The sequence below is a fragment of the Mycetocola sp. BIGb0189 genome, assembly GCF_024810155.1.
Lineage (GTDB): Bacteria > Actinomycetota > Actinomycetes > Actinomycetales > Microbacteriaceae > Mycetocola > Mycetocola lacteus.
In genome coordinates, this window is record NZ_JANUED010000002.1 from 122,686 (window position 1) to 138,241 (window position 15,556).

Sequence of the window (15,556 nt, forward strand, 5' to 3'; positions counted from 1 at the left end):
CGGCGTTAGGGGGCGATGGTGGGATGGGAGATCGAACTATCCCAGCGTGCCGAACGATCCTTGCGGAAACTCGATCGGCAGGTTGCTCGTCGCATTCGAGATGCGTTGGTGCGCTTAGCCGCGGCGCAGGAACCGTGGGATGCGTGTAAGGCCTTATCCGGTCCGCTGACAGGTTTCTGGAGATATCGGGTTGGAGACTATCGAATTGTGCTCGACTTTGATCGGGGCCGCTTCGTAATCATTGCTCTCGATCTCGGGCATAGATCAGATATTTACACGTAGCGCGTTGTCCGGCGGTGGAGGTCGCTGCGATGGCCCCGCCAGGAATCTCGGCGAACCGTCGCTAGTATTTGCGTTATGCACTGCGCGAAGGAGTTTTTGGGGCGCGTGAATGAATCGATAATTCTCGCCCCAAACCTTCGGAGTACCACCCACTGAACCTCGCACGCGTGTGGCGGGGTGCCGGGTGCGCACCCGCAGTGCGAGTCCCCGCGAAGCCGCCGATATTTTTGACCTGAGTGATGTCGAGGCCTGGCGGCTCATGATCGAGCGTTTCGGGGTTCAGGTCGCCCCGTGAGTATTCCGACCAGGCGACCGGGACTATTTTGGGCTATTTCCGAACGCCTCACTAATTCCGAGTTGTTATCCGAATTTAATAACTGCGGGCGTGATCCGGACGTAGGCTGAATCCAGATCGCCGTCCCGAGACGCTTCGGGGCGGCAGAAGGAGAGGGGAACCATGTCCGACCTGGAAACCGCCATCGCCCGCATCGCCGCACTCGAAGCTGAGCTGGCCGAGCTGCGTGCGGAAAAGGAACTCGCGGCGAAAAACACCGAGCTGTTTGACCGGATGGACTTCGACGCCTACAGCACCCACGACTGGTCGCTCTTTCGAGACCTGCACTCCGCCGCACCCGACGTGGTGATGCCCGACGGCACCGCCGTGCACGACCTCGATGCCCACGTGGGAGACATGCAGCTTATGGTGTCGTTCATGCCGGATGCCCGGGTGCTTTCGCATCCGATCAAGGTCGCTCAGGGGGACTGGACTGCGGTGATCGGAGTGACCGCGGGCACCTTCACCGCGCCGATGATTCTCCCCGACGGCACCCGGATTGAACCCACCGGAAAGCGGCTGGAACTGCAGATGGCCACGTTCGCCCGCTGGGAGAACGGACGCATCGCCCAGGAAATCCTGTTCTGGGACAACACGCTCTTCAACACTCAGCTGGGACTCTAGGCGCACCCCTTACGGGGTTGCCGCGTCGCATCCGACTACCGTCATGCCATGAGAACCACCCTCCGTCGAGGCTCACGGAGCGGGCGGCACGCACGGGGCGCTCCGCCCTCGGCGAAACCGCGGAAAAATGCGGCGAGTCTGAGCGTGGAATATGAATTCCAGGATTCCGGGGGATAGGTGCTGGGATCAGCATATGTACGGTCTTAGACTGATCCTGTGTCAAACCTTGGAGAAAACCGCAAGCCGGCGGTAAAGCCGGATGGCGTATCGCGCGCGAGCGCTCCCGCGCCGAGCGAGAGTGTGACCGAATCGCTGCCCCGCGGTATTCGGATCGCCGGTGCCTGGTCCTGGCGTCTACTCGCCCTGGTGGCGATCATCGTGGTGGCCGTACTGGCCATTGTTGAGCTGCGCCTGATCGTGATTCCGATCCTGATCGCAATCCTGATCGCCTCGCTGGTGATGCCGCTGCAGAACCTGCTGCGCCGATGGCATGTGCCCCGCGTGCTGGCCACGATCATCACCCTGCTGATCACGATAGCCGTGGTGGTGGGCCTGTTCTACCTGGCAATCACGCAGATTTCGGCGCAATCGGGCGAGGTCAAGGACCGAGCGGTTGCGGGCTACCAGTCGCTACGCGAGTGGCTCAAGGTCTCGCCGCTGCACCTCGATGACACCCAGATCAACGAGTACCTGGGCCAGCTCTGGAACATCATCAAGGAGAACAATAAGGCGATCTGGACCGGGGCTCTCTCGGTCGGATCCACCGTGGGTCACGTGGCCGCCGGTGCCCTGCTGACTCTCTTCTCCCTCCTCTTCTTCCTCCTGGACGGACCCGGCATCTGGCGCTGGGTTGTCCGCCTGATGCCGCGCAACGCCCGCGCGGCCATCGACGGTGCCGGCCAGGACGGCTGGCGTGCACTCGCCAGCTACTCACGCACTCAGATCATGGTGGCTGCGATTGATGCGATTGGAATCGCGCTCGGTGCCTTCATCCTGGGCGTGCCGATGGCCATTCCAATCGGTGTGCTCGTTTTCCTCGGTGCCTTCATCCCATTTGTGGGTGCGATCCTCACCGGAACCGTCGCCGTCTTCCTCGCGCTGGTGTACAACGGCCCCTGGCAGGCGTTGGGCATGCTGATCGTTATTCTGTTGGTGCAGCAGGTTGAAGGTCATATCCTTCAGCCGGTACTGATGGGTAACGCCGTCAAGCTGCACCCGCTCGCCGTGGTCCTCGTGGTGACCGCCGGTGCGCTGGTGGCCGGGATCCCCGGTGCGCTCTTCGCCGTTCCGCTGGCGGCAGTGGTCAACGAGATGACGCGCTATATCGCCGGGGGACGCTGGCGTACACCACCCGCCGGGGACCGCTCCGACGGCGGTGACGACGGCGATGACCCCGCCATTACCGACGGGGCCGATTCCGAGTCGGAGAATCGCGAGCAGAGTGAAGACGATGCCGCGACCGTCCCGAGCGATGTATCCGCAACCGCCGATACATCCACGGAAAAGACCCCGGGCTCGGATGAGCCCAGCGAACGCTAACCCAACCTGTTGACGAAGTTAGGTGCGTCTACGCACCGGGAGAAATACGTTATGAGCACCATCCCCGGACCCACTCCGGCCGAACTCGAGGCAGCCCGCGAGGTTGTCAGCCGCGTCGCCGAGGTCACCCCGATGGAGTCCTCGCGCTTTCTGGCCGAGCTCCTCGGGTTCCCCGTCCACATGAAGTGCGAAAACCTGCAGCGCACCGGATCGTACAAGATCCGTGGCGCCTACAACCGCATCTCGGCGCTGACCGAGGAGGAGCGCGCCCGAGGTGTGGTCGCCGCCTCCGCCGGAAACCACGCGCAGGGGGTCGCCCTCGCCGCCCGCGAGCTCGGCATCGGGGCTACGATCTTCATGCCCAAGGGTGTGCCGCTGCCCAAGCTCCAGGCCACCCGCAACTACGGTGCCCAGGTGCGCCTGGACGGCCACAGCGTCGAGGAACTGCTGCGCGCCGCCGCCGAATATGCCGAGCAGACCGGTGCAATTTTCATCCCGCCCTTTGACCACGCCGACGTGATCGCCGGACAGGGCACCCTGGGCCTGGAAATCTTTGATCAGGTGCCCGAGGCCGAGACCATCATCGTGCCGATCGGTGGGGGCGGCCTCATCTCCGGTGTTGCCGCCGCGGCCAAGCATCGCGCGGCCGCCGAGGGACGCGAGATTCGGGTGATCGGCGTGCAGGCCGCCAACTCGGCACCGTATCCGGTGTCGCTGGAGGCGGGCGAGGTCACCACGATCAAGACCAGCCCGACCATCGCCGACGGAATCGCCGTCGCGCGTCCGGGCGCGCTGAACTTCGAGATCATCAAGGAACTCGTGGACGAGGTGGTGACTGTCACCGAGGACGACATCGCCCGTGCCCTGGTTGTCCTCCTGGAGCGCGCCAAGCTCGTGGTGGAACCCGCGGGTGCCGTGGGGGTGGCGGCGATCCTCGCCGGGCACGTGCGGGCTACCGGACCCACCGTGGTGATCCTCTCCGGCGGAAACATCGATCCGATGCTCATGCAGACCGTGGTCAGCCACGGCCTGGTGGCCTCGGACCGCTACCTGACGCTGAGCATCCCGCTGCCGGACCGCCCCGGTCAGCTAGCGCGCATCTCCGAGCTGATCGCCCACGCCAACGCCAACGTGATCGAGGTGCTGCACACCCGTCACGGTAGCGGCCTGCAGATCGGTCAGGTTGAGCTCAAGATCAGCGTCGAAACCCGCGGCTCCGAGCACCGCGATCTGGTGCTCGACACCCTGCGAGAGGCCGGCTACGAGCCGCGGATCGGCGATGCCGAGGCACGCCGCTAGGAACCACACGCACGCAAAAGGCGGGCATCCAGATCCTGGATGTCCGCCTTCTGTTCGTGGCGACCGGCCGTGGGGCTCGGCGGCCCGGTGAGCTTATTCGCCGGTGTAGGTGTCTACGCCGGTGATTTCCACCGAGATGTCGCGGCCGTTCGGTGCCTGATACGTGGTCTTCTCACCGATCTTCAGACCGATGATCGCGGCACCCAGCGGGCTGGACTCGCTGTAGACGTCGAGCTCCGAGTTTGCGGCGATCTCGCGGCTTCCCAGCAGGAAGCGCTCCTCGTCCCCGGCGATGATTGCCGAGATGACGGTGCCGGGCTCAACCACGCCGTTGGACTGCGGGGCTTCGCCCACGACGGCGTCGCGCAGCATCGCGGTCAGCGTGCGAATGCGCGCCTCCTGCTTGCCCTGCTCGTCCTTGGCAGCGTGGTAGCCGCCGTTTTCCTTGAGGTCGCCCTCTTCGCGGGCGGCCTCGATACGCTTGGCGATTTCCTCACGACCGGTGGTGGAGAGTGCTTCCAATTCAGCGGCGAGCCGATCGAAGGTTTCCTGGGTCAGGAACGAGACCTGAGTGTCGTCAGCCATCGTGAACTCCTCAATACATAAAGGGGCGCCCCGACAGTGTCGAGGCGCCAAGAACCAACCCGCGATATGGCGGGTTTTGATTGAGCCTAGGGGAGCCCCAGACTAAACGCAAGCCGTGTGCGCGAACACGCGGCGATTATGACGCTTCGGGAATCCAGCAGTTCTTGACGATGCCGGTGGTGGCCAACTGGGTCGTCTTCAGGTGCTGGGTGAACTGGCGAACCGGCACGGTTGCCGGGTCCAGCTCGATGATCTTCCAACCCACCACGGTGAACTGCGGATCCAGGGCCTGGAGTGCACACTCGACCCGGGTGTTCTCGGGGGCGGTGACCTGGAAGGTGATCTGAACGTTGTGTTCGTCGATCACGATATGCGCGGTATCGCGGGACTCCAGTGAGGCGCTCGGGCCGTCCAGCGCACCCCACACCACCCAGGCACCGAGCACCACGGCAAACGCGGCGGCGGCGATCACCAGGATGCGGCGGTCACGCTTTCCGGTGCGCTTGGTACGTCCATAGCGCTGATCCAAAGCGCTCTCCGGAGCACTGGTGGCCTGGCCACTGGGAAGACTCATCAACTCACACCCGTTCAAAGCATTAGTACACTTGATTCTAGGCTAGTCGCTTCCGGACCCGTGTGTGATCCACCGACCGACGAACCGGCCATTTCAGCGGAGGAGAGAACAACCCGTGGCACCACGACTTCTGGCGGTACACGCCCACCCCGACGACGAGTCCAGCAAGGGATCGGCAACCCTCGCCTCCTACCGCCATCGCGGGTACGAGGTCATGGTGGTCTCCTGCACCGGGGGCGAACGCGGAGATATCCAGAACCCGTACATCGAGCGCAAGGCGCTGGGGGAGCGCGATCTTCCGGGTCTGCGCCGCCTGGAGATGGCCGAGGCCGCCTCGATCCTGGACATCCAGCACCGCTGGCTGGGCTATTACGACTCGGGCATGCCGAGCGAGGACGGCACGGTGCCTCCGGGCAGCTTTGCCTCCATTCCGCTGGAGATCTCGGCCGAGCCGCTGGTACGTCTGATCCGCGAGTATCGTCCGCACGTCATCACCACCTATGACGAAAACGGTGGATATCCGCACCCGGACCACATCCGCACCAACCAGATCGCCGAGTACGCCTTCGAGGCCGCCGCCGACCCCACCCGCTATCCCGAAGCGGGCCCGGCCTGGCAGATCTCCAAGCTCTACTACGATCAGATCTTCAACCCCGCCCGGGTGCGCGCCAACCTAGCCGAGCTGCGCGCGGGATCCCCGGATCCCGACGAGCTTGCGGCCCTTGAGGAGCGGATGGCCTGGATCAGCGACCGTCCCGATCGCGCCACTACCCACGTCGAGGTGGGCGACTTCTTCGAGCGTCGCGATGCCGCCCTGCGCGCCCACGCCTGCCAGGTGCCGCCGGACTCGGGCTTTTTCTTCTGGGATAATGATTTACAGCGTCGCGCGTGGCCGTACGAGGACTTCGAGCTTGCTCGCAGCGTCGTCCCCACCACCATCCCCGAAAGCGACCTGTTCGCCGGAATTGAGGACCTCTCATGAGCCTGACATCGATCATCGTGAACCTGGCGACCACCCCCTCGCCGGTTCCCAGCCCCACGACCCCCGACGAAAACCTGGTGACCCCGGGTGTGGGCGGATTCCTGGTGGTGATCGGGATCATCCTGGTTGCGTTCCTGCTGATCTTCGACATGGTCCGTCGGGTCCGTCGGGTCAACTACCGCGCCGAGATTGTCGAGCGTCTGGAGGCCGAGAAGGCCGAGCTGGACGCCGCCGAGGAGGCCAAGCGTGCCGGCGCGATTCGCACCATCCCGGACGCCCCGGAAGAACCCAAGAACTAGTAACAACCACAAAAGCCCGGTGATATTCATCACCGGGCTTTTGTGGTTGTGGGGTATTACATCGGGGGCATCAGCACCGAGTCCACCAGGTACACGGTGGCGTTGGCGGTCTTGACGCCACCGCAGATGACCGAGGCGTCGCCAACCTTGAGGTCGTTACCCGAACCGGTCACGGTCAGGTCCTGACCCTCAACGGTCTTGTGGGTGCCGGCGATCTGGTCCGGGAGGATCTGGCCGGGAACCACGTGGTAGGTGAGGATCTTGGTCAGCAGATCGGAGTTGGTCTTCAGGGTGTCGATGGTTGCCGGGTCGATCTTGGCAAACGCGTCATCCACCGGGGCGAAGACGGTGAACTCGGAACCGTTCAGGGTGTCCACCAGGTTCACGTTGGGGTTCAGTTTGCCCGAAACGGCGGCCACAAGGGTCTTCAGCAGCGGGTTGTTCGAGGCGGCGACGGCCACCGGGTCCTGAGCCATACCCACGATCGAACCGGCACCGTCCGGAACGGCCTTGGCGTAGGCGGCGCAGCCGGGGCCCACGAGGTTCTTGGTCAGCGCGGCATCGGGGCTGGGGGTTGCGGAGGGCTTCTCACTCGACGCCGAGTTGGAAGCGCTCGGGCTCGCCGAGGGCGAGGAGGCTGCGGAACAGCCGGTGAGCGCGAACAGGGACAGGGCTGCGAGAGTGGTCGCGGTGAAAAGCGCGTTACGGGTCTTCATGATCGTCTCCTGACGGTTGATGTGGTGCGAGGGGCTCCCGGTGCTGTCAGCGGCGGGAGATGTCAGGGGTTCGGAGCCCCTCCAGATTCGGATGGGAAAAAAGTCAAAAAACTTTTTGACGCCCGGATTCTCGCGGAAAACTCGGACATCCAATCCGTTTGATGGTTGGTGCCGAACCACTGCCAGACGCTGCCCCATCCCCGGGGCACAGAAGGGGTGGGTGACATGCTCACATTGGCTTTGATCGGGGTGGTGGGAGGTCTCATCACCGGGATCTCCCCGTGCATCCTGCCGGTACTGCCGGTCATCTTTTTCTCCGGCGGCGCGCAGAGCGCCCGGAACCCCGACGGAACCGAGGGCGAAGCGGCCCCGGTTAAGGAAGCCTCACGCTGGCGTCCCTACCAGGTGGTGGCCGGACTGGTCCTGAGCTTCAGCATCTTTACCCTGCTGGGTTCGCTGATCCTGAATCTCCTCGGCCTCCCGCAGGACGTGCTGCGCTGGGCCGCACTGATCGTCCTGATCCTGATCGGACTGGGCCTCATCTTCGAACCGCTGCAGCACCTGCTGGAGCGTCCCTTCGCCCGCTTCCCGCAGCGAGCGATCAGCCCCAAGCGCCGCGGATTCGGACTGGGCCTCGCGCTCGGTGCCGTCTATGTGCCGTGTGCCGGGCCGATCCTCGCCGCCATCACCGTGGCGGGATCGACCGGGAAAATCGGCTGGGAAACGGTGGTTCTGACCGTATCCTTTGCGGTCGGTACCTCGATCCCGCTGCTCTTCTTCGCGCTGGCCGGACGCCGCGTGGCCGAGCGGGTCAAGGCGTTCCGCACCCGGCAGAAGGGCATCCGGATCACCGGCGGCGTGCTGATGATCGCGCTCGCCATCGGCCTGGTCTTCAACGTGCCCCAGGCCCTGCAACGCCTGATCCCCGACTACACCGCGGGGCTTCAGGACGGTTTCAACAACTCCGAGCAGGTCAAGTCCCTGGACCTCGGCGGCCTGGTGACCGACGAAAACAAGGACCTGTCCAAGTGCTCCAACGGTTCCGATGTGCTCCAGAGCTGTGGCCCGGCCCCGGCACTGCGCGGGATCGACCAGTGGTTCAACACCGCCGACGACAAGCCGATTGCGCTGAGCGATCTGCGCGGCAAGGTGGTACTGGTGGACTTCTGGGCCTACTCCTGCATCAACTGCCTGCGTTCGGTCCCGCACGTGAGTGCCTGGGCCAAGGCGTATCAGGATGCCGGCCTCACGGTGATCGGCGTGCACTCCCCGGAGTATGCGTTCGAGAAGGTGCCGGAGAATGTGGCGGCGGCGATCAAGGAGCAGGGGATCACCTACCCGGTGGCCCTGGACAACCAGCTCTCCACCTGGACCGCGTATCGCAACCGCTACTGGCCGGCCCACTACCTGATCGACGCATCGGGTACCGTACGCCAGATTCAGTTTGGTGAGGGTGGCTATGCGACCACCGAAAAGCTGATCCGTGAGCTGCTGACTCAGACCACCCCCGACGTGAAGCTTCCGGCGATGACCGAGACGGCCGACGACACTCCTAAGGCAGGCTCGACCACCCCGGAGACCTACCTGAGCCCCACCAAGATGGTGAACTTCGGCGGAACCGAACCGTACTCGATCGGGACCTCAACCTTCGCCTTCCCCGAGAAGCTCGCCAAGGATACGTTCGCGCTGGATGGGTCCTGGACCCTCACCAGCCAGGGCATATCCAGTGCCGAGGGATCGATCAAGCTGGCCTATACGGCGCAGCAGATCCGGATGGTCCTGGGCGGATCGGGCACGGTCACGGTGACCGATAAGAATGGGACAAAAACCATTCAGGTATCCGGGCCTCCGGGATCCTACGAGATCTTCTCCTCGAAGAAATCCGATACCGGAGAGCTCAAAGTCACGGTGGGAGCGGGAGTCGATGCGTACTCGTTTACGTTTGGATAGCCCGAGCTCCCCGCCCTTTCGGACGCTCGGATCGGAGGCACATTCGAGCGATTCCGTGCCGGTTCGGACCCCGCCCCCGGCGGCGGGGTCCAGTCCTGGCCGGGGAAATGTGACACCGATTCGATCGCGTGTCTCCCCGGAACGGGCCGATGTTTGGGAGACTAGCGACATGTCCCTCGAACATTCGGCCGCCGACCCCGCGTCGCTGCGTTCCTCCACAGACCGGGAATCCCTCCCGGATTCCACAGATATTGCGGTCAGAGCGCGCGGCTTCCTGCTCCGGGTGCAGGGTGGAGATCGGGAAGCATTCGCCTCCCTCTACGATCTCTTCGTCTCCCGGGTGCTGGGCCTGGTGCGGCATGTGCTCGTGGATCACGCCCAGGCGGAGGAGGTGACGCAGGAGGTGTTCCTGGAGGTGTGGCAGCGCGCATCCACGTTCGATCCCGAACGGGGCAGCGTGAGCGGCTGGCTGATGACCCTTGCTCATCGCCGGGCGATCGATCGGGTTCGCGCCTCCCAGGCCGGACGTAACCGGGATGAACGCATCGGCATCCGCGACCTCCCGATTCCGGTGGACGAGGTGGCCGAGACCGTGGAAACCCGGGTAGAGCACACACGGGTCGAACGGGCACTTGGACATCTGAGCCCTCCGCAGCGCGAGGCGGTACTGCTCGCCTACTACGAGGGCTTCACCCAGACGGAGATCGCCGAGCGGCTGAAGATCCCCCTGGGAACCGTGAAAACACGAATTCGCGATGGCATGATCAAATTACGACAGATTTTAGGCGAGGAGGTGACAGCATGACCACCACAAACATGACCCCCGAGGAGCGCGAAAGCCTCGCGGCCGGCTTTGCGCTGGACGCGCTGGACGCCGAGGAAACTCGTGTCGCCCAGGCACTCCTGAATAGCGACCCGGCCTTTGCCGCCGAGGTAGCCTCATTCGATTCCGTTACCGATGGGCTGGCCGCACTGGTGGCCCCCGCGGTGCCCTCCGCCGCGCTGCGCGGAAGCATTCTGGATGCGATTCAGGCGCTGCCGCAGCAGGGCGCGCAGGGCACCGAGGCAACCGTTGGTTCGGCGGCGCCGAGCGCGGCCCCGAGCGCAACCCCGACGGTAGCTTCGCCGGCTTCGGCTGCGGCTGTTCCCTCGGCCGACACCGCAGTATCCGGGACCGCATCATCCGTGTCGGCCGATTCGGTGGCCCCCGTGGTCCCGCCGACCCGTTCCGTCGAGTCCACCCCGGTGACCCGGGCCCGCGGGTCCAGACTGCGGGGGATTCGGCTGCTGACCGGCGTGCTCGCCGCGGTGCTGCTGGTTGTCGCCGGTGTGGGCCTCGGCCGCAGCGTGTTTGCCCCCACGGTCACCCCCGAGGCCAGCGATCACACGCTCACCTCGCTGTTGGCCTCGGCCGATCTGCAGCGTTCCTCGACCCCGGTTACCGGTGGCGGTACCGCGACCGTGGTGTGGTCACCCGATCATGCCAGGGCCGCGATCGCCACCAGCGATCTGCCCGAGCTGGGCAAGGACCGGGTCCTGGAACTCTGGCTGATCGACGGTTCGGGTGCCCGCGCCGCCGGGACCTTCACACCCGGAGACTCGGGAGTCACCTGGACCCTGCTGGATGGCACACTCAAACCGGGAGACAGCGTCGGCATGACCGTCGAGCCCAAGGGCGGCTCCAAGGCGCCCACGACCGATCCGATTCTGGTGGTGGGTACCAGCACCAGCTAGCCCCGGTGGTCGCGCACCGGATGCCCCGGCGCTCACGCACATGTGTTCGTGAGTGTCGGGGCGTCGTTGCAAACGGGTCTAGCGTAGGAGGGTGACTGTTGCCTCCCCGCCCCGTGCCCCTCGTACCGCTCGTCCCTGGCTCATGCTGGGTGTCGGAGTGTATGCCCAGGCGGCCGGGACGGTGGTCGCCGCAGCCCCCGCCTTCTTCATCCCGTTCCTGCATACCCAGCGCGGATTGAGTCTCGCCGAGGCCGGGGCGCTCGCCGCGGCACCCAACGTTGGACTGGTCCTCACCCTGGTGCTCTGGGGCTGGATCGCCGACCGTCGCGGAGAACGCGGAGTCCTGGTAGCCGGGCTTCTCCTCACAACCCTCGCGGTGCTCGGTGCACTATTCGTCTCGGGCACCTCGACCGGATCGCTCTGGATCCTCGGGGTCCTCCTCGGCATCGCCGGGGCGGGCACGGGCTCGGTGAACGTCGCCAGCGGGCGCGTCGTGGTCGGCTGGTTCCCGGCCAACCGTCGCGGACTCGCGATGGGGATCCGGCAAACCTGTCAGCCGCTGGGCATCGCCGCTGCCGCGCTGGCCATTCCCGCGCTGATCGCGGGTGGGTCACTCGCCCCCGCGCTCATCCTGTGTGCGGTGCTGGTCTTGATCGCGGCAATCGCCTGCGCCATCGTCATCGTGGACCCGCCCCGTCATCCGCTAACGCCGGGTACCACCGCGGCGCAGACCAACCCGTATCGCCGTTCGGGCACCCTGGCCCGCATCCACGCGGTCTCGGCCCTCCTGGTGGTTCCGCAGACGGCCCTGAGTACCTTCGGTCTGGTGTGGCTGATCGTGGATCAGGGATGGAGCGCCCTGGCCGCCGGTGCCCTGGTCGCCATCGCTCAGCTGCTCGGCGCCTTCGGTCGAATCGCGGTGGGTGTGCTCTCGGACCGGGTGGGCAGCCGGCTCCAGCCGCTGCGCTGGGTTGCCCTGATCGGGGTGGCAACCCTGCTGCTTACCGCGGCGGCCGGTGCCGTGCACTGGCCCTGGGCGGTCGCGATCACCTATGTCCTGGCCAGCTGCATCGCCGTTGCTGACAACGGTCTGGCGTTTACCGCGGTAGCCGAAATCTCCGGGAGCCGCTGGGCCGGACGGGCGCTGGGCATCCAAAACTCCGGCCAGTTCGCGGCCACCGCCCTGGTCGGCCCGGCCGTGGGCGCGCTGATCACGGTGATCGGCTACAGCGGAGCGTTTGCCCTGCTCGCGCTCGCGCCGATCATCGCGCTGCCCATCCTGCCCGGTCGGGAGGCCGAAAAGGCGCACGAGCCGGTGGAGACTACGCCCCGCTAATCGGATGCAGGGCGAGGAGCAGGATTCCGGTCCAGTGGCAGAGGAAGGCCAGCACCGTGCACACGTGGAAGATTTCGTGGAAACCGAAGTGCCCGGGGAACGGGTTGGGGCGCTTGAGTGCATACGCCACCGCTCCCACCGAGTAGAGCAGGCCACCCACGACCACGAGTACCATGCTGGCGAGGTTCGCCTGGATGATGTCACCCAGATACATCACCGCCGCCCAACCCAACGCCAGGTAGAGGAAGACGTAGAGCCAGCGCGGTGCGCCGATCCAGAAGACACGGAACGCGATTCCGAGCAGCGCGGCCGACCACACCGAGATGAGCAGGATCATCCCCTGCGGATTCGGCAGCGCCAGCAGCGCGATGGGGGTGTAGGTGCCGGCGATCAGGAGGAAGATGTTGGCGTGGTCGATGCGCTTGAAGATCATCTTCGTGCGCGGCTTCCAGTTGATGCGATGGTAGAGCGCCGAATTGCCAAACAGCAGCATCGAGGTGAGCATGAACACAGCCGACGCCCACTTCGCTACCGGTCCGTCGGCCAGCACGATGAGCACGATACCCGCGGCAATGGTCACCGGGAAGGTGCCCGCGTGAATCCATCCACGCCAGGTGGGCTTGACCTCCTCGGGAAGCACATCCGCCGCCTCGATCAGCGGAAGACCGTGGCGTTCATCCTCGCCGGGCACGCCCCCGCTCTCCGAGGAGTTGGCGGACGCTGAAAGGTCACGATCTGCTGGCATACTCCCAGACTACGCCAGCCAATATACGTCTGAACGGAAATGTGGACTACCGTAGGTCTGTGACGAATAGCGAACCTCGACCCGGACGTGGCCTCCTCTACGCGCTCTATCAAAAGATGCTGCGTCGAAACCTGGCTCCCGAGACGCTTCCGCACCACGTGGCCATGATTATTGATGGAAATCGACGCTGGGCGAAGCAGCTCGGGCTCGAGACCGTGGCCCACGGACATCGCGCGGGTGCCGCAAAGATGCAGGAATTTCTCGAGTGGTGCGATGATCTGGGAATCCGTACCGTCACCCTGTATTTGCTCTCGGCGGATAACCTCACCCAGCGTTCCTCGGAGGAACTGCGCGATCTGATCGTGATCATCGCCGACCTTGCCCGCGACCTCGCCGGCTATCGAGACTGGCGCGTTCAGCACGTGGGCGCGACCGCCGGTCTCCCCGAATCGCTGCGCACGGCCCTGCACGATGCCGAAGTGGCAACCAAGGACCGCTCCGGGCTGCACATCAACCTCGCGGTGGGCTACGGGGGACGCTCCGAGATCGTCGAGGCCATGCGCACCATTGTGCGGGACTATGAGGGCAGTAACGGCGGAACCATCAGTGGTCTTGCCGAGCTACTCACCCCCGACCTGATCGGTGCCCACCTCTACACCGGCGGTCAGCCGGATCCCGACCTGGTGATTCGCACCTCGGGAGAGCAGCGGCTCAGCGACTTTATGCTGTGGCAGAGTGCACACAGCGAGTTCTATTTTGTGGAGGCCCTGGGGCCGGACCTGCGTGAGGTTGACTTCCTCCGTGCCGTTCGAGACTTCTCGCGTCGTCAGCGTCGATACGGCGGATAACGTCCGGGAGTACCTGGCGTTATTCGCCTCCGGCATAGTAGTCTCCGAGCACGGCATAGCGAATGTCGTGAGTCCTCGGGAGGAGACAGAATGTCGGGAATCAGCGTGGTTGTGGGCGGTTTCGCACAGCGGGAGTACCCGCCCTCGCGTGCCGAGGTCAGCGCCACCATCGAGGTTGAGGGGTCCGAGCGCACGGATGTCGTGGCACGCGCGTCCCGGCTCCATGCAGAGCTCACGGTGGCCGCGCAGCAGCTGGCCGACCAGGGTGCCACGACCCGGTGGCATGCACAGTCGGTGGCCGTGGGAACCAGCCCGTTCTGGGGACCCGACGGGCAGCGCGGTGCGGATATTCAAAAGGCCAGCGCGGGTCTCGCCCTGCGCTTTCAAGATTTCGCCGCGCTGACAGACTGGGTCACCCGGCTGGCCGCCGAACCCCTGGTACGGGTGAGCGGGGTGGACTGGGACATCGCCGAGGCGGATCGCGCGGACCGGATCGCCGAGGTGCGTGCGGCCGCGGTGGCCGACGCGATTGCCCGGGCCGCCGTGTACGCGCGGGCAGCCGGCGCAGGCACTCCGGTCCTCGAGTCCCTATACGAGTCGGGACTTCGTCCTGCGGGGGGAGCCTCCGACGGAGGGTTTCGGCCCAAGGCTCGCTCTTTCGCGATGGCCTCGGCCGATATGGCCGGCGGCGACAACGGGTTTGATCTGACGCCGCGCCCGTTTGTGGTGTCGGCGGAAATCACCGCGGACTTCCGCGCCTAGAACAAACCCCTTCCTCCACAACCTCCCGCTCTGATCCGGTTATCCACCGTTTCCACCCCTCGAGCCTCGAGCTGACCGCCCGAGCATAGCGTGGGGTCATGCTCACCACATCGACCCCACGCCTCGCCAGTGTCCACTACCCGGTCCCCTTCGCGCCACCGCATCCGGGCCCCTTTGACGTGCCCTTTCCCCTGACCATCGCCGAACCCATCGTGCCCACGGTCAGCCTCGTTACCGCAGGCTCCGTGCCGATTCCCGCCATGCTGTGGCCCTGCCTGCTCTGGCTGCTGCTGACTACCCCCGGACTGATCCGGCTCGATGTGCGGGAGCGCAGGCTTCCCAACCGGCTGATTGTGCCGGCAGCACTCCTGCTGGTCGGGGGAGTGATTTTCGACGCAGTCACCGTGGCTTCCGGCGGTCTTGGGCCCAACGATCTTGGCCCCAGCATCGTTGGGTCCGTCGGTCGTGAGCCCAACGTCGTGGGGCCCGTGGACGTTGTCGCAGCCTCGGCGCGTGACGGCCCGGTGGAGGCCTTCGCGAAGCTGATCCCCGCTGTCATCCTCGCGATCGTGGCGCTCACTCTGGCGGCGGTGGGGTTTTGGGGAGGTGGCGATGGCAAGCTTGCGGCGGTGTGTCTGGGCGTGCTGGCGCTGACCACCGACCCAGTGGGAGCACTGAGCCTGTTTGCGCTGCTGTGCGGGCTCGCCACGATCGTCATCTCCTGCCATCGCGCACTGAAACGGATTCGAAGAAGGCGAGGGTCATCACCCCCGATCGCTCCCGAGCACCCGGACACACCTTCCGGCGGGATTCTCGCCCGCACGATTCCGCTCGGGCCGGTGTTACTGGGCGGGTTATGGGGCGCCCTGCTGACGCTGGTTATTACGGGGCTTCCGATGTAGGCCAGCGCGCGGGAGGCCGGCGCACAACAAAAGCCGCCTCGGGGG

General features: G+C 65.3%; 17 protein-coding genes. 13 read left to right on the forward strand and 4 right to left on the reverse strand.

Annotated elements, in window-relative coordinates:
- Positions 1-15 precede the first annotated feature (15 nt).
- From M2390_RS02990 to ilvA, 4 genes are all read left to right on the forward strand, one after another.
- Positions 16-282: a type II toxin-antitoxin system RelE/ParE family toxin gene (locus tag M2390_RS02990; RefSeq protein ID WP_259176967.1), complete on the forward strand. Its 267-nt coding sequence runs from the start codon at positions 16-18 to the stop codon at positions 280-282.
- Between the two features lie 457 nt (positions 283-739).
- Complete coding sequence (locus tag M2390_RS02995; protein WP_259176968.1) at positions 740-1,240, forward strand: ester cyclase; 501 nt, start codon at positions 740-742, stop codon at positions 1,238-1,240.
- Positions 1,241-1,456: 216 nt separating this feature from the next.
- Complete coding sequence (locus M2390_RS03000; protein WP_259176970.1) at positions 1,457-2,779, forward strand: AI-2E family transporter; 1,323 nt, start codon at positions 1,457-1,459, stop codon at positions 2,777-2,779.
- A 51-nt stretch (positions 2,780-2,830) separates the two neighbouring features.
- Complete coding sequence (ilvA, locus tag M2390_RS03005) at positions 2,831-4,078, forward strand: threonine ammonia-lyase (protein WP_030148438.1); 1,248 nt, start codon at positions 2,831-2,833, stop codon at positions 4,076-4,078.
- Positions 4,079-4,171: 93 nt separating this feature from the next.
- On the opposite strand, the gene greA is transcribed toward ilvA, so the two are convergent.
- Positions 4,172-4,663, reverse strand: coding sequence for a transcription elongation factor GreA (greA, locus tag M2390_RS03010; protein WP_121687121.1), 492 nt, complete (start codon positions 4,661-4,663; stop codon positions 4,172-4,174).
- A 136-nt stretch (positions 4,664-4,799) separates the two neighbouring features.
- Complete coding sequence (locus M2390_RS03015; protein WP_051701606.1) at positions 4,800-5,237, reverse strand: DUF4307 domain-containing protein; 438 nt, start codon at positions 5,235-5,237, stop codon at positions 4,800-4,802.
- A 115-nt stretch (positions 5,238-5,352) separates the two neighbouring features.
- Between M2390_RS03015 and mca the strand changes: the two genes are divergently transcribed.
- Both mca and M2390_RS03025 read left to right on the forward strand, forming a co-directional pair.
- Positions 5,353-6,219 (forward strand): mycothiol conjugate amidase Mca, encoded by an 867-nt coding sequence (gene mca / locus M2390_RS03020; protein WP_183091790.1) that lies wholly within the window; start codon positions 5,353-5,355, stop codon positions 6,217-6,219.
- On the forward strand, positions 6,216-6,518 hold the full coding sequence (locus M2390_RS03025) for a hypothetical protein (protein WP_259176975.1): 303 nt from the start codon (positions 6,216-6,218) through the stop codon (positions 6,516-6,518). The genes mca and M2390_RS03025 overlap by 4 nt, the downstream gene beginning before the upstream one ends.
- Before the next feature lie 56 nt (positions 6,519-6,574).
- Here M2390_RS03025 and M2390_RS03030 read toward each other — a convergent pair whose 3' ends face one another.
- Positions 6,575-7,234 carry a fasciclin domain-containing protein gene (locus M2390_RS03030; RefSeq protein ID WP_030148443.1) on the reverse strand — a complete coding sequence of 220 codons (660 nt, stop codon included), beginning with the start codon at positions 7,232-7,234 and terminating at the stop codon, positions 6,575-6,577.
- Between the two features lie 225 nt (positions 7,235-7,459).
- Here M2390_RS03030 and M2390_RS03035 point away from each other — a divergent pair, with 225 nt between their 5' ends.
- The 4 genes from M2390_RS03035 (at position 7,460) to M2390_RS03050 (ending at position 12,254) form a co-directional block, all read left to right on the forward strand.
- A complete protein-coding gene (locus M2390_RS03035) occupies positions 7,460-9,184 on the forward strand; it encodes a cytochrome c biogenesis protein DipZ (protein ID WP_259176976.1) in 1,725 nt (574 codons plus the stop codon).
- A 169-nt stretch (positions 9,185-9,353) separates the two neighbouring features.
- On the forward strand, positions 9,354-9,989 hold the full coding sequence (gene sigK, locus M2390_RS03040; RefSeq protein WP_081863893.1) for an ECF RNA polymerase sigma factor SigK: 636 nt from the start codon (positions 9,354-9,356) through the stop codon (positions 9,987-9,989).
- Positions 9,986-10,918, forward strand: coding sequence for an anti-sigma factor domain-containing protein (locus M2390_RS03045; RefSeq protein ID WP_259176978.1), 933 nt, complete (start codon positions 9,986-9,988; stop codon positions 10,916-10,918). The genes sigK and M2390_RS03045 overlap by 4 nt, the downstream gene beginning before the upstream one ends.
- Before the next feature lie 91 nt (positions 10,919-11,009).
- Positions 11,010-12,254: an MFS transporter gene (locus tag M2390_RS03050; protein WP_259176979.1), complete on the forward strand. Its 1,245-nt coding sequence runs from the start codon at positions 11,010-11,012 to the stop codon at positions 12,252-12,254.
- Here the strand turns inward: M2390_RS03050 and M2390_RS03055 are convergent.
- Positions 12,241-12,999 (reverse strand): hemolysin III family protein, encoded by a 759-nt coding sequence (locus M2390_RS03055; RefSeq protein ID WP_259176980.1) that lies wholly within the window; start codon positions 12,997-12,999, stop codon positions 12,241-12,243. The two genes, M2390_RS03050 and M2390_RS03055, sit on opposite strands and share 14 nt — an antisense overlap.
- Before the next feature lie 59 nt (positions 13,000-13,058).
- On the opposite strand from M2390_RS03055, the gene M2390_RS03060 reads away from it, so the two are divergent.
- The 3 genes from M2390_RS03060 (at position 13,059) to M2390_RS03070 (ending at position 15,511) form a co-directional block, all read left to right on the forward strand.
- Positions 13,059-13,847, forward strand: coding sequence for an isoprenyl transferase (locus tag M2390_RS03060; protein ID WP_259176981.1), 789 nt, complete (start codon positions 13,059-13,061; stop codon positions 13,845-13,847).
- Positions 13,848-13,937: 90 nt separating this feature from the next.
- Complete coding sequence (locus M2390_RS03065; RefSeq protein WP_259176982.1) at positions 13,938-14,609, forward strand: SIMPL domain-containing protein; 672 nt, start codon at positions 13,938-13,940, stop codon at positions 14,607-14,609.
- A gap of 98 nt (positions 14,610-14,707) precedes the next feature.
- Positions 14,708-15,511, forward strand: coding sequence for a hypothetical protein (locus M2390_RS03070; protein ID WP_259176983.1), 804 nt, complete (start codon positions 14,708-14,710; stop codon positions 15,509-15,511).
- Positions 15,512-15,556: the final 45 nt, after the last annotated feature.